The sequence below is a fragment of the Pseudomonas paralactis genome (genome assembly GCF_001439735.1).
Lineage (GTDB): Bacteria > Pseudomonadota > Gammaproteobacteria > Pseudomonadales > Pseudomonadaceae > Aquipseudomonas > Aquipseudomonas paralactis.
This window is the reverse complement of the sequence record NZ_JYLN01000006.1, coordinates 312,557-325,169: the sequence shown is the minus strand read 5'-3', so window position 1 is coordinate 325,169 and position 12,613 is coordinate 312,557. Positions and strand designations below refer to the sequence as shown.

General features: G+C 54.2%; 11 protein-coding genes and 1 pseudogene. 8 read left to right on the top strand and 4 right to left on the bottom strand.

Annotation, left to right across the window (positions count from 1 at the left end):
- The first annotated feature begins 43 nt into the window (after positions 1-43).
- Entirely contained in the window at positions 44-256 is a 213-nt protein-coding gene (locus TX23_RS17675) for a DUF4224 domain-containing protein (RefSeq protein WP_057703305.1), read from the top strand.
- Between the two features lie 70 nt (positions 257-326).
- Here TX23_RS17675 and TX23_RS17670 read toward each other — a convergent pair whose 3' ends face one another.
- The 3 genes from TX23_RS17670 to TX23_RS17655 form a co-directional block, all read right to left on the bottom strand.
- Positions 327-1,325, bottom strand: coding sequence for a DUF4238 domain-containing protein (locus TX23_RS17670; RefSeq protein WP_057703304.1), 999 nt, complete (start codon positions 1,323-1,325; stop codon positions 327-329).
- 797 nt (positions 1,326-2,122) lie between these two features.
- On the bottom strand, positions 2,123-3,565 hold the full coding sequence (locus tag TX23_RS17660) for a hypothetical protein (RefSeq protein WP_157243925.1): 1,443 nt from the start codon (positions 3,563-3,565) through the stop codon (positions 2,123-2,125).
- Between the two features lie 83 nt (positions 3,566-3,648).
- Positions 3,649-4,245, bottom strand: a complete 597-nt coding sequence (locus TX23_RS17655) for a hypothetical protein (protein ID WP_057703301.1) — start codon at positions 4,243-4,245, stop codon at positions 3,649-3,651.
- A gap of 1,059 nt (positions 4,246-5,304) precedes the next feature.
- Between TX23_RS17655 and TX23_RS17650 the strand changes: the two genes are divergently transcribed.
- From TX23_RS17650 to TX23_RS17630, 5 genes are read left to right on the top strand one after another with little or no spacing between them, the layout of a single operon-like run.
- Positions 5,305-6,174, top strand: a complete 870-nt coding sequence (locus TX23_RS17650) for a GTPase (protein ID WP_057703300.1) — start codon at positions 5,305-5,307, stop codon at positions 6,172-6,174.
- An 11-nt stretch (positions 6,175-6,185) separates the two neighbouring features.
- Positions 6,186-6,779: a hypothetical protein gene (locus TX23_RS17645; protein ID WP_057703299.1), complete on the top strand. Its 594-nt coding sequence runs from the start codon at positions 6,186-6,188 to the stop codon at positions 6,777-6,779.
- A gap of 7 nt (positions 6,780-6,786) precedes the next feature.
- A complete protein-coding gene (locus TX23_RS17640) occupies positions 6,787-8,550 on the top strand; it encodes a dynamin family protein (RefSeq protein WP_057703298.1) in 1,764 nt (587 codons plus the stop codon).
- Positions 8,547-10,181 (top strand): GTPase, encoded by a 1,635-nt coding sequence (locus tag TX23_RS17635; protein WP_057703297.1) that lies wholly within the window; start codon positions 8,547-8,549, stop codon positions 10,179-10,181. Before TX23_RS17640 ends, TX23_RS17635 begins: the two co-directional genes overlap by 4 nt.
- Positions 10,174-10,497, top strand: a complete 324-nt coding sequence (locus tag TX23_RS17630; protein WP_057703296.1) for a YkgJ family cysteine cluster protein — start codon at positions 10,174-10,176, stop codon at positions 10,495-10,497. The genes TX23_RS17635 and TX23_RS17630 overlap by 8 nt, the downstream gene beginning before the upstream one ends.
- A 64-nt stretch (positions 10,498-10,561) precedes the next feature.
- Here TX23_RS17630 and TX23_RS17625 read toward each other — a convergent pair whose 3' ends face one another.
- A complete protein-coding gene (locus tag TX23_RS17625) occupies positions 10,562-11,299 on the bottom strand; it encodes a hypothetical protein (RefSeq protein WP_057703295.1) in 738 nt (245 codons plus the stop codon).
- 296 nt (positions 11,300-11,595) lie between these two features.
- Here TX23_RS17625 and TX23_RS17620 point away from each other — a divergent pair.
- Both TX23_RS17620 and TX23_RS17615 read left to right on the top strand, forming a co-directional pair.
- Positions 11,596-11,832 (top strand): annotated as a pseudogene (locus TX23_RS17620) (LysR substrate-binding domain-containing protein); the annotation flags it as partial.
- A gap of 235 nt (positions 11,833-12,067) precedes the next feature.
- Positions 12,068-12,586 (top strand): cysteine hydrolase family protein, encoded by a 519-nt coding sequence (locus tag TX23_RS17615; protein WP_057703293.1) that lies wholly within the window; start codon positions 12,068-12,070, stop codon positions 12,584-12,586.
- The last annotated feature ends 27 nt before the right edge of the window (positions 12,587-12,613 follow it).

Sequence of the window (12,613 nt, the reverse complement as noted above, 5' to 3'; positions counted from 1 at the left end):
AGCGCCAGGCTGCCCGGGGCGCTTCACATACGAGGTATACGCTATGAGTTCCCACGTGGACAACGTCTTGGTATTTGCAGATCTCCAACGTATTACCGGCTACCAACGCCGCTATGATGTCGAGAAGACACTTGCCGAACAGGGCATCCGATTCTTCCGAGGTCGCTGTGGGCCATGGACAACGATTGATCTCATTAACTACGCTGGCGGCATCACAGCGACCAACAGCGAACGCTACAACGCCGATATTTTATGAGGCGTCAAGGGAAACCATCCTATGCGAATTACGCAGCCCTCCCCCTGATCAGGGAAAAGCGTGCGGTCGGTCAGACCGTAACACGACCCTCAAAAGTTCTCCGGTACCGTCTCCCGATGTGCGTTTGGAAGGGACGAATGGCCTTCTCGGTATCACCGATAATATGCACCATCGATTGAGCTGCAACCTTGGCATTGAGCTCCACCACGGTGTCTTCATCAACCCAATTCTTGCCCGATGTGAACCGTTCGGAATCGCAAATTATGTAGGCGATTCGCGGAGAGATCGGATAGTAAAAATCAGCATGTTCAGGTGCGACGAACTCTGTCTCTGAAACACACGGGTGCACGTTGACGACAGGATGGTCTGACGTAATGAAAGGCACATTGGTGTCGTTTACCAATAACGCATGCCTATCATTCTGGCGACTCGCGTACAGGTTGAATCCGATACTCATCCCAAACATGTAGCTTAGAAACCACCAGGCGTGCGCCATCGCGTCGGCCACTTCAATCTCTAGAGCGTTGCGTCGGGGTTGAGCCGTGATCACGCCATCTCGGAAAGGCTTCGTGCGGGAGATCTGGTGTCCAAAGAACATCATGAACTCAATCATGTGCTGGTCATCTTGCAGTACATCAAGTTGCTCATCAGCAAGCGCGGACAACACAGTGAGTGCCCCTTTTTCGTGGGATGCGTGAAGATTCTCCAGCAGGTTGCACTTCATGGCATGAAGATGCAGCTCGGCTTCTTGATTCTGCACACCAGACTCACGATAGATAGCCTCAGCGTGCTGCATCCTCAGGAAGTCATTGAGGTATGACACATGCTGCTGATGAAGACGGTCAGGGCTTTTTCTGGAGAAGCCTTTAATCACTTCCACGTGCATGTTGGTAAGCGCAGTGGTCTTGTAGAAATAGTCGTCAGCAGCTATGGCTCGCACGCTGTCGTGGGCAATCTTGCCAGTCTTCGTGGTGTAGAAAACTTTATTCGTGCCGCTTCCCCAGCGGGTCAAATATTTCGCCCAAACGTAATGGTGACGCTTCTTGGCTTCGAGGTCTTTGCGCGACATGGGCGTCCGTTCCATAGGGTGTTGGCTCGCAAGCTCTCAGCCTACGAAGCTACCGTCAAGCCATTCGTTGTACCTACCTGGGGATGACAGCTCGCCTGCTGACTGGCCAACTTAGCGTCGGTGTCAGGCCGCTCTCTGCTAGTCATTACTACCGCGTGTTTTCGTTAAGGGGATGCAAAGGGTTGACGCCACGAATGCAATTGACTGGTCAGTGAAAACGCAAATATGCGATCACGTCCATGCAATGACGCAAACGCCCCCGCAAGCACTTGCATGTCGAGAAGTGAAAATGAAATAACCAGCCAGACCAGGCTGGAAGCTTTGCACCATAAGGCCTGCACGCGTTCCGTGAGCTCCCACTTCATAAGCATGAACCCCAAGAAAACAAGCCGTTTACTTTGAGAAAACTCCGCCGCCCCCCTATTGCCATTGGGTTTGGTGACTTGAAACGCCGCCTTGAAGGGGGCGCTGTCTGTGTAATGGTTTGTCATTTTCTTTCAAAACTTTGCACAAAATGAAATTGACGATTGCCTGGGAGGCCCCACGGCCCGCCTAGGCTGGAGGATGGTTTGCACTACACCTATGTTTGCAATAAAAACGCACACGAAGCGCGTCGGCGGGAGAGGGATAAGTGCTTTTCCATGGCGTTTTTTTAAGCATTCGATTGCAGCTGTTGCAGTGAGTGCTTTTTTACATCCCTCCCCGGCGTGAACAAAAACAGCTACGGGATGCTCATCAACATCATGAACATCCCGCGTCAAGCGATTACATGCCGCATGTTGCGGGGTCTACTACATTCAAGACATTATTATTCGATTTTTTATATCGTTCAATATATCTTCAAGAGGAGTTTTCTTTTCAAACTTGAGACCTTCAAGTGCAACAATCAAATCAGCGTCAGTTAACGGTATTATCAAGCCGTGACCATTCTTGAATGAGTCCCTGCACCGTTCAATGAACAGATCCTTTTTAGATATTTCCCTACAAGTTATGATCCCAAGCATGCCGCGATTAACAGTCAACCTTCCGATCATCTGATCGAGCTCAGGATTTTGTATATCCTTAGTATAATTCTTGCATTCGATGATCACATACGGACAAGGGATTTTATTAATCATATGGAGATTATAGAAAAAGCCTTCCTTAGCACAATTTTCAAAGTATATATCGATCCTCTTCCTACCTTGATTGATCTCGGCCTCAAGAACTGGAGAAGATGCACTCGGATAAAACAACATCTCCAGCACACCAACTATGGTCTTGTGGTACTCCGAAGCAGTTGCAGCACCCTGCTTGATAGCGTTAAGTCTAGAAATCAAGTGATCAACCACAACATTTAAATTCAACTTTGTATCAATTGAGTCAGATGGTAGAGGTCTTACCTGTTCCGCTTGCTGCTCTCTGAACGACTGAAAAACCAACGGATGATTTTCTGTAAATTCAAATAACCACTCTTTGCTGAACTTCTTAACGAAATTCTCTTTTAAGCTCTTTTTGGATATATAGGGGGTCCCATCTTTACGGTGCTCAACCCATATACTGCCAGACCTTATATGCTCGTGCTGAAGATACTCCAACACGTGCATATTGTAGTAGTTTTCAGGTGCATAAGCCTTGCTATAAGAAACGATACCTTTCGGTGTTAGAAGGATCTTCTTCCCCTCCACCAGTAATGTGTCCTCATGAGAAAAAGTCCATTTTTTCTTAGAGGCATCCCAGATCGGCCCCGCAGACACACCAGCAGTCAAAGCAATGCCGTGTAATTTGCACTGAGCTTGCGTGTAGGCAATGAGACTCCCCCTAATGAGGTTGGTAGTCATGTCAGATACCTTATCTTTCCCAATGCCTGGGATGAATAACCTGAAGTCCTCTAAATCAGTAATTTTTCCAGACTTTATCGCCTTGCTACCCATGATGCTTTCAAATAATTTTTTTGCATCTTCACTTCCAATACCATTACCTCTAGGCCTACCCGAAGAAAGCCCCAAGCAAGTTTCATTTGGTTCATGAAGATGTGAAAACAACTCAAAAGCATCTTCATCCTTTCCTTCACGAACAAGATCTAAAAAATGTGAGAAAAAAGATCTCACAGAACTAGATGCCTTCATTGACCAGCGATCCGGTCTAAGTCCTAACAAATAAGGGTCAACAAACAGCCTAGTATCAAGATCAGTATCAATATCCACAAAATCGAGTTCAAACTGAGTTTTTGAAAGACTGAAGCGCTTCGATAATTTCATAAAACCCTTAATCCACGAGAAAACACTGACCGCTTTTTGAGAACTCATCGACTACTGAATAATCTTGAGAACTATATTTGATCTCAAAGCGCAGACACGTATGCCAGCTCCGCATTAACCATCTTCATTAGTTTCGCTTGCGAAAGCGAGTCATTAGAACTGCAAAATAGCTTTCCATTTCTGACATCAAGCACCGCCATTTTACAGTCTGCAACTGCCCCCCCAGATAGTGCGATCACCATCAACGCGAGGACAATATCTATGCGGAGCTTTTGCAGAGGCTCATCTTTGAGATACAGTTTTATTAGAAACGGCTCGCCTTCAATGACGAGACCTAGCTCCGGATTAATTCCAATATCAATACCTTGAAAGCTATAATTCGAACTGAACGGCGCACTCCAAGCAATATTCTTTTTCCCCCACCACTTCTCGTAACCTTGGATGGCTTTCGGATAATTTTTTATCTTTTTTTCATCAGTGAGAAATTTCAGAATTTCGTAAAGTTCTTTTTTCGAATGACTGTTCTGGTGAACTGAAACAATGCCTTCCCTGAGAGCCTTACAGAAGTCAGTCTGAGGAGAATAAGATTGGCGATATTTTATTTGACTGACTTTTGTTGCCTTGGGAGTTCCCGACTTGGAAATGATGTCTACAACGTCGGTGAGAGAAATTCTCGGCATCCATGACCCCCTAGACAAAAAATCGCTTTTTTTGCTCGATCTATAAACTCTAGACCAATAGAGGCTTTTTGCAATCACAAGAAGGAAGGATCAGGCGTTTTGTAGGGTAATGCTGTCAATCCGCAACAAGCTGCGAAGCGCGCGCTTTGTTTATCCCGCTACGGCGCAGAAGGACTGATTCAATTTCAGCGGTGTCAGGGTCTGAGAGCTGAAAATAGGGAAGAAATCTCAGCAGAAGTATAGAGAGGAGTAACCAGGAGCATCTAGTTTGCTGTCACGCTGCTGTCACCGCATGAGAAGAAAACGACCTTCCTGGTCCGAAAGCATTGAAAAATATGGTGTCCCAGGGCAGGTTCGAACTGCCAACTTTCCCCTTAGGAGGGTGGAGGTCCGCTTCTGGCCGGTTTCTGCCAGCCACCACCTTCAGCTTTTTATCAAGCGTAACCTGTGTCCCGACAGCGGCAGGAAGATCACCCCTGATCATAGATGAGAGCAAGGGTGTAAAATTGATTACAAGCGACGGGCCAGAGCATGGCTATCTCGTGAGGTATTCCAATTGGTATTCCAATAAAAATAAAAAAAGAAAGTTAATTATACTAATCAATAGTATAGGAGGCCAATTCAGATTACCCCGACCCACCAAACAAGCTATAAAAATCAGTCACTTAGCGTTTATCACAAGTGCCTTTTTTGTGCCTGTCAGGTTTTTGGGGCTGGGTACTGCCAGCTTTATGACAGCCTGCCTGACCGCGAAGCCCATCCTCGGCCTGTCGCCTTTAGCTGTCCAATGCCACTGCCCAATCGCTGGCATTTAACAATTCGGCGAGAGCCAGAGTACTGAGCCTTACAAGCGTAACGGGTCCTGGCGGAAAGGAATTTCGGAATCATTTTTCGTCCCAACGTTTACGCAGCGTCCTGATCAGCTCGTTACCGATAGAGCCCGGCAATCAAAGTCAAAATGCATTTTAAGTGGCCGTATGACATCATGCTCAGTACCCCAAGCCTGGGAGTGGGCTGATGCACTGCAAACAACAGTGATGCGACAGGAGACGCTGACTGATGGACCGAACCAAACGACTTGAGGCGCTGGAGGCGCAGTACCAGCTGTTTGTTAGCCAGCGCGACAATGCCTCTCCGAGCAAGCCCCGCATTGCCGCCTGGGGCCTGGTCAAGGCAGGGAAAAGCTCCCTGCTCAATATGCTCAGCGGCCACGCCAACGACGAGCATTTCCAAACCGGTGATGTGCGTACCACCCGTGCCAACCAAGCTCTGGAATTGGATGACTACGTGCTGGTGGACACTCCAGGTCTGGGCTATGACCAGAATGACACTCAGCAAGCTAACCAGGGCCTCGATGCGGCTGATATTGTCCTGTTCGTCCATGCTCCTCCCGGTGAGCTGGACCAGGAAGAAGTGGCCCTGCTCGACCAACTGCCCAGCGCTTATGGCCAGGATGTCGGCGAGCGGGTGGTACTGGTGATCAGCCAACTGGACAAGCTGCAGGACGCCGACCTCGCCGCAGTCAAAGACACCATCGAACGCCAGGCCTTGATCCATCTGGGCACAGCGCCTGAATGCTTCGTCATCTCCAACACGCGCTTTAAAAGCGGTGTAGAGAAGAACAAACAAGGGCTCTGCGAGAAAAGCGGCATTCCGCAGTTGGCGCAACATCTGCAAACGCTTTCGAAAAGTCTCGCCCAGTCTCTGACAGAGGCACGACACAAGCGCCTGGCACGGCGTGCCCTGGAGCTGGGCGAGCGGATCGACGCTGAGATCAAACGGGATCTCAAGCTGATCGAGCAAATCACCGAGCCTTATGTGGTCAAGGCCCAAGCCTTCGTCGAGCACATCGACGGCGCTCGGCGCACCTTCAAAGCTCATACGTCCGACATGCAAAAAGCACGCACCAAACTCGACAGCCTCAAGTAAGGAGACTTGCAATGCCTCTACCCTGGTTGATCGGCGTTGCGGCAGTCGCTGCTGTCGCCGCCATTGCCAAAGCGGTCAGTGACGACAGCCCTTCGTCTTCGAGCAGCACCACGCGCCACGACGACAGCGAACAGCGTCAGCAGGAGCTGGAAGCCAAGCGCAAGCGCGAACGCGAAAACCTGAAAGCCCGAGTGCAATCACTTGCGGGAGACCGACGGGAACAACTCAAGGCCCAGCTCAGGGGAGCGGCCTCTACGCTGGCCGCCTCGTCGGACAAACACAACCCGATCTCTGAAGGTGTCAGCAAGATGACCCGCTTGACGCTCGAAGGAGTGCCGGGGGATCAGCTCGAACAACGCATCCGCAGCACCGCATCGTCGACGTCGAGTTACGGCAAGACAGTCAAAGCCATTCTTCAGGCGTCACCCGCCATGGAAGGCGGCCAAATCGTTCATTTCATGCAGGGTGTGAATCTGCTCGAATCCGTGACCGCGCCTGCCGAAGCGTCTGCATCCGACCAGGCAGCGCTCGCCCAGGCGCAAGCGGCCCAGGCACGTATCGAGCGGCTGCAGCAGCTCAAACGTCAACTTCTCTCTCAGGCGTAATTGATCCATGAGCACTGTTACTCGCGATGAGTTGATGCAGGTCTTTCAACAACTGCAGGGTCAGTTTTCCAGTAAGAAGCAAGACTTAGCGCAGGCCCAGCAACGCTTCGATACGCTGCGCACGGGCTTTGTCACGCTGTTGCGCCAGCAAACCGAAAGCATGGCTAGCGCGGTCAGCGACAATAACCCACTCAAGGAAGGCGCGACCCAGATGGCGCGACGCCTGACGGATCAATTCAGCGTTTGGGAAGCACGCGCCGAAATACGTGCGAGAGGCGCGACGTTTCGTGAAAATTACAACGATTCCCTGCTGGTGTTCGTGTACGGCAAGGTCAAGTCGGGCAAGAGCTCGTTGGGCAACTACGTGGCCTGGGGGCACAGTGAGCCCACTGCGCAACTCAAAGATCACGCCACGCTGAAACCCACGTATTTCTCCCATGAGCAAACCGACGTCGCCAGCGGCGACAAAGAAGGCGAGGCCTACACTTCCAAGCAATTCAGGGTCGGTGCCACTGAGGCCACCAGTTCTATTCAAGGCTTCAAGCTTCCCGGATTCACCTGGGTCGACTCGCCAGGGTTGCATTCGACCAATACGGCCAATGGCGACTTGGCGCGCAAGTATGTCGACCAGGCAGACTTGATTCTCTACACCATGAATTCGCAAGCTCCGGGCCGCCAATCCGACATGAGCGAGGTCAGCAGCCTACTCAATGGCAAGCGCTCGTTGATGATTCTGCTCACCGGCAGCGATATCACCGAAGAAGACGAAGACGACGATGGGCAACTCATCACCGAAGTATTGATGAAGTCCAGGGAAACACAGCAGCGGCAGATCCGGGAGGTCACCGGCAACCTGGTGGAGATGCAGCATGACGCTGACAACCAGGTCACCATCCTGCCTATCTCGACCCGCTTCGCCGAGCGCCACCCCTCGAACTTGCAGGAAAGTGGCCTGGGTACCCTGTACCAAACTCTCAAGGCGTTGGCGCAAGGCCCAGGTGTCGATCTTAAGCTAACCACCCCTCTGAACAACCTGCGCAAGGCCATAGCTGAAACCTGCGACGACTTGAGCCTGATCAAAGAGCTGACCGATACGTTCGACCAGCAGATCCAAAAGCAGGAGCAGGCGGTAGAGCGCGAGCTGCGCACTCTGAGCCAGAAGGGCGTCACCGAAATGCGCAGTTGCGTCAACCAGCTGTTCAACGGGCCCCGCACCGACGACGCGCAGCTTCAGCTGCGCGAGCGCCTGGCCACGGTGCTCGGCAAGCTGACCGGCGAGGCCATGAAAGGCATCGGTGAAAGCCAGCAAAATGCGCTGCAGCGTGCGTTCAACACCAGCCGCCTCGGCGCCATTCCTGCTTACCGGGAAGTTACAGTCGAGAAGGAATACACCAGCGGCACCCGCAGCAGCACCAAAACCGCGTGGGGCGCAGGCGGGGCAGTTCTCGGCGGAGTCATTGGTTTCTTCGTTGGCGGCCCCGCGGGTGCCGCTGCCGGGGCCTCGATGGGGAGTGCCGCGAGCATGATCGGCCGAGGTGCCGAGGCCATCCGCGCCAAACACAACGTGGTCGTCGGCGACAACCTGGAGGAACAACGCCAGGTAGCCATCGAGCAGTACGCCAACGCCCTGCCAGACTATTTGACCGAGCAGGTACGGGGCATCTACGACCCGCTGCGGGATTCCATGCTCGAACACTGTCAAATCCTGACCATTGAAATGGAGCGCCTGCGCCAGGCACTCATCACCCTAGAAACGAGCACCGCACAATGACCCAACCAGGCCCGATGACCCAACTACTGGCCCTCTACGACGAAGTGGATGGACTCTGTGCAACCTACAATCCGCAGGCTGTCGCCAGTATTCGCGAACTGAGCCAGGCGAAGAAGGCCCAGGCCGGCGCGAGCATCATGGTGTATGGCGTCTACAACGCCGGTAAAAGCACGCTGATCAACGCCCTGCTCGGCCAAGAGCTGGCCGCGGTAGCCGATGTGCCGGAAACCGCCCGTGTGCAAGGCTATCGCTGGGGCGACTTCGAAGTACTCGATACGCCCGGCATCGACGCGCCGCTCGAGCATGAAGCCATCACCCGAGAGCAGCTGGTGCAGTCGGATGTGGTGATCTTCGTGGTCAACCCGCTGGGCGTGGTCGAGGAAGAGAAAACCCTCGATGTGCTGCTTGAGCTGGTGCTTGCCGGCAAGATGATCTTCCTGGTGCTCAACTGCAAGAGCCGTTTCGACCCGATCGACCTGGCCCGCATCAAAGATGAACTCAGCGAACGCATTCAGCAGAAGGCCGGCAACCAGAAAGTACTTGGGCATATCCCGATCGTCGAGGTCAACGCCCGCTCCGCGCTAAAGGCGAAACTGGAGAACAAGCAGAACCTGCTGAACAGCTCGGGCTTTCCGAAGTTCGAAAGCGATCTGGCCGGCTTCTTTGCATCCGTGGAGCAGAAGGCCGTCGTCGCGCGTGTCGCTACCGAATTGCGCAGCTTCCTCGATGCAACGGTAGCCGAGCTGGACAACCACCAGGACCAGGCCTCGATCAAACGCCTGGACGCCTTCTATGGCGAAATCGCGCGTCGCGAAATCGATATTCGTCACGGTTTGAAATCGCTGATCGAAGCCAAGGCCGCCTACATCGGCAAGAGCACGATCACTGCGCTGAACCAGAACATCGAGGGTGCTCAGGGCAAGATCGAGCAACTGATCGGGCAGGCCAACGAACAGGTCTGCAGTGAGCTCGAAGACGCACTCACTCGCCTGGGCCTGGACGCTTCGGAGATGCTCGACGAAGTCATTCGAGAAGTGCAGGTACAGCCACAGGCCTACAATGCCCAGGCCGCACCGGACCTCGATACGCCTGAAGCCCCCGCGAACCAGACGCCCGCATCGCAGGGCATCGACCTGAGCCTGCTTGAATCCGGCGTCCGCCAGGCCAGCGGTATGCTCAAGGCCGAGCATGTCGTCCACGTGCTGAAAGTCGGCAAGCAGTGGCTGCCGACACTGTTCAAAGGCGTCGGCCCGGTCACCATGGGCAAGGTGGCCGAGCAGATTGTCGGAAAGGTCATCCCGGTCATCGGTATTGCGTTCCAGGTAGGTAGCACGCTGTACTCCGCCTTCGCCGGCGACCCTGACCAGCAGCGCCTGGAGGAACACGCCAAACGCGAAGCCCAGGAGCGCGAGCGTCGCGACCAGGCGATCCAGGCATTCGCCGATGAGACTGCATGGGAATTCTCGCGGTCGCTGAACACCATGGTCGACACCCACCTAAAGAGCAACTTCGCCGAGATCAAGAACAAACTGCAGAGCCTACGTGGCAGTCTGGGCCAGGACCAGCGCCGCCTCAGCGAGGACCGCGAACGCCTGGTCCAGTGCCAGGCCGCGATGGGTGAGTATGCCTGACACGCCCCTGGCCTTTGCCTGCAGCCGCTGCATGGAATGCTGTCGACGCGTACATCTGCTGGCTGATACCGCCGCGATGGACCGCGGCGACGGTGTCTGCCGGCACCTGGATGAAAACAACGCCGGTTGCCGCATCTATGACCAGCGGCCGGACGCCTGCCGCATTGATCGCCAGTACGAACTGCATTATCGCCAGGCAATGAGTTGGGAGACGTTCGTCCAAATCAACGAAGCCGGGTGCAAGCAATTGCAGGCTCTTGGTGTTGGCGAGGGCACCCGAGCAATCCCGGCCTCTACAGACAACCGCAACACATAGGCAAGGGGCTCCAACATGAGCCCCAGCCAGCCGCTGGTGTTTTCCCAGCATGAACAGCTTGCGTTCACTTGCGCAGTAACTGATGCCGGAAGCGTGCCTCCAGCGAGGGTATTTCCAGCAACACATCTTCATCCTCATAGACATCGTAGGAGCGCGCCATCTCGATGTCTCCCACCATGAACGCCTCATCCAGGGGGGCATCCTCGTCGATCTCTTCGTACAGCGCGGATGTGTACCCCTTGACCCACAGCTTGCGCTTGTCGGCGCTCACGACATAACCCGACGTGTACTCATTGCCTGCCAGGCGATCTGGTTCGGCGGTCCCCTTGCGGGACAACCCTGTGATTGCGATCACCAGATGCGCCAATTCATCCATGTCCGGGCAAACAAACTTGTGAAAGTCCGGCCAGAACGCCCTGTCACCCTCCGAAGCGCGCCACCCTTTGATATCGTTGACCTCGCTCAGATCTTCGTAGGGGTGCGAGTGGAACGTGCCGATCAGCTCCAGCTGCGGCCAGTATTCGCCGAAGAAGTCCCGCTTCATCGCGATGGACTCGAAATCAGGTCGCACCCAGTCGGTGTGCCGCAGTGCCGAGGTCTCCACAGTGGCGACCACTGCGACCAGGCGCGCCGGCACACCGTTACGCACCGGCAACGCATATCCCCACAGCAACCCGAACGTCTCAAGTTTCTTGTTGCTTCGCCCCCGAGCATGAGCTCTATGTGACACTTCGTAAGCTTCAATAGCCGAAGTGAGCAGCTGTGGCAGAACATGATCTTCCACGATGACCTGCGTTCGCATTTATTCCTCCTTGGTTTCTGATTGCTTGCCATGTTCCATTGGGGTGCGAATTCCTCTCCCACGCCAATGATGGCAAATTGCCGCAACCTTAACCCATTTCCCTGTGGAACGGCGGTGCACAGGCAAAATCAAACATCGCCGTGCCGAACACAGCTCACGGTTTCCAATCTCCCGGATCCGCGCCCAACAAGCGTTGTGGCGGCATGCCAGTGCCATCTACCAGAGTTCGCACAACTTCAAGTACTGCAGCAGAAGCACTGCCAGGATCACCCTTTGCCTCGCAGCCCCCACCAATGGCCGTGGTGGACGGGCACGGCATCGCATTTGTCCCGGACTTCCTCGCGCGCGAAGCCATCGCCCAGGGGCGCCTGGAAACCGTGCTCGACGGTTACAGTGAAGACCAGGGGCAGTTCTGGGCGCTGTGGCCATCCAGCCGCCACCTTTCACCGAAAATCCGTGTATTCGTGGACTTTGCCGCCGAGCATCTATTTGCCGCTCCAGGCGACGACGGCCAAGGTATAACGCCGTTATAAATCAATGCCGCGACCGCGTCGTCGGGGGCTCGGCCTTGTCAGCCCGCAGTGATATTGCTAGTGTCGATTCATGACTCATTACCGCCTCACCTCGACAACCACCACCACGACCGCCGAAAGCGGAGCGTGCGAGGTGTCGTGAGCCAATAACCAACGAACTTCAAAGGCCCGCCAGCGATGGACAGGGCCTTTTTTATGCCTTGTGTCGCTGGTTCACACGCAAGGAGATGCACCTATGTACGCCCTCTTGATACTCGATATCCAAGTCGGACTCATCCATGGCCCGGAAAAGCCCTGGCGCTGCGACGAGCTGTTGGAAACGCTCAATACACTGATGGACAAGGCCCGCAGCGCAGACGCGCCGATTTTTCTCGCGCGTCACATCGGCCCCGCTGGCTCGCCAATTGAGCCGGACAGCCCACTTACGCTGATTGCACGGGAACTGAAGTTGCTGGGTGGAGAAGTGGTGTTCGAAAAGCGCCGGCCTAACGCTTTTGCAATGACTGACCTGGCGGACAATCTGCGCTCCAGCGGCGCCACCGGCGTGGTAGTTACCGGGATGAAAACGCAGTACTGCGTCGACAGCACCTGCCGTGCCGCCCGTGATCTTGGCTTCGATGCGGTGCTTATCGCCGACGGTCATACCTGTTCTGATACGCCTTTGATGAAAGCCGAGGCCATCGTGGCTCATCACAATGCCACGCTCAATGGGCCGTTCTGCCAGGTGGTTCGGGCTGCGGAGTGGAGCTTTTAGTAGAGGTTTCCGGAGGAAAGAAAGTCG

Coding starts and splice junctions, on each gene's coding strand:
- TX23_RS17660 (WP_157243925.1), bottom strand. CDS start 3,565: ATGAAATTATCGAAGCGCTTCAGTCTTTCAAAAACTCAGTTTGAACTC.
- TX23_RS17625 (WP_057703295.1), bottom strand. CDS start 11,299: ATGCGAACGCAGGTCATCGTGGAAGATCATGTTCTGCCACAGCTGCTC.
- TX23_RS17630 (WP_057703296.1), top strand. CDS start 10,174: ATGCCTGACACGCCCCTGGCCTTTGCCTGCAGCCGCTGCATGGAATGC.
- TX23_RS17635 (WP_057703297.1), top strand. CDS start 8,547: ATGACCCAACCAGGCCCGATGACCCAACTACTGGCCCTCTACGACGAA.
- TX23_RS17645 (WP_057703299.1), top strand. CDS start 6,186: ATGCCTCTACCCTGGTTGATCGGCGTTGCGGCAGTCGCTGCTGTCGCC.
- TX23_RS17675 (WP_057703305.1), top strand. CDS start 44: ATGAGTTCCCACGTGGACAACGTCTTGGTATTTGCAGATCTCCAACGT.
- TX23_RS17655 (WP_057703301.1), bottom strand. CDS start 4,245: ATGCCGAGAATTTCTCTCACCGACGTTGTAGACATCATTTCCAAGTCG.
- TX23_RS17650 (WP_057703300.1), top strand. CDS start 5,305: ATGGACCGAACCAAACGACTTGAGGCGCTGGAGGCGCAGTACCAGCTG.
- TX23_RS17670 (WP_057703304.1), bottom strand. CDS start 1,325: ATGTCGCGCAAAGACCTCGAAGCCAAGAAGCGTCACCATTACGTTTGG.
- TX23_RS17640 (WP_057703298.1), top strand. CDS start 6,787: ATGAGCACTGTTACTCGCGATGAGTTGATGCAGGTCTTTCAACAACTG.
- TX23_RS17615 (WP_057703293.1), top strand. CDS start 12,068: ATGTACGCCCTCTTGATACTCGATATCCAAGTCGGACTCATCCATGGC.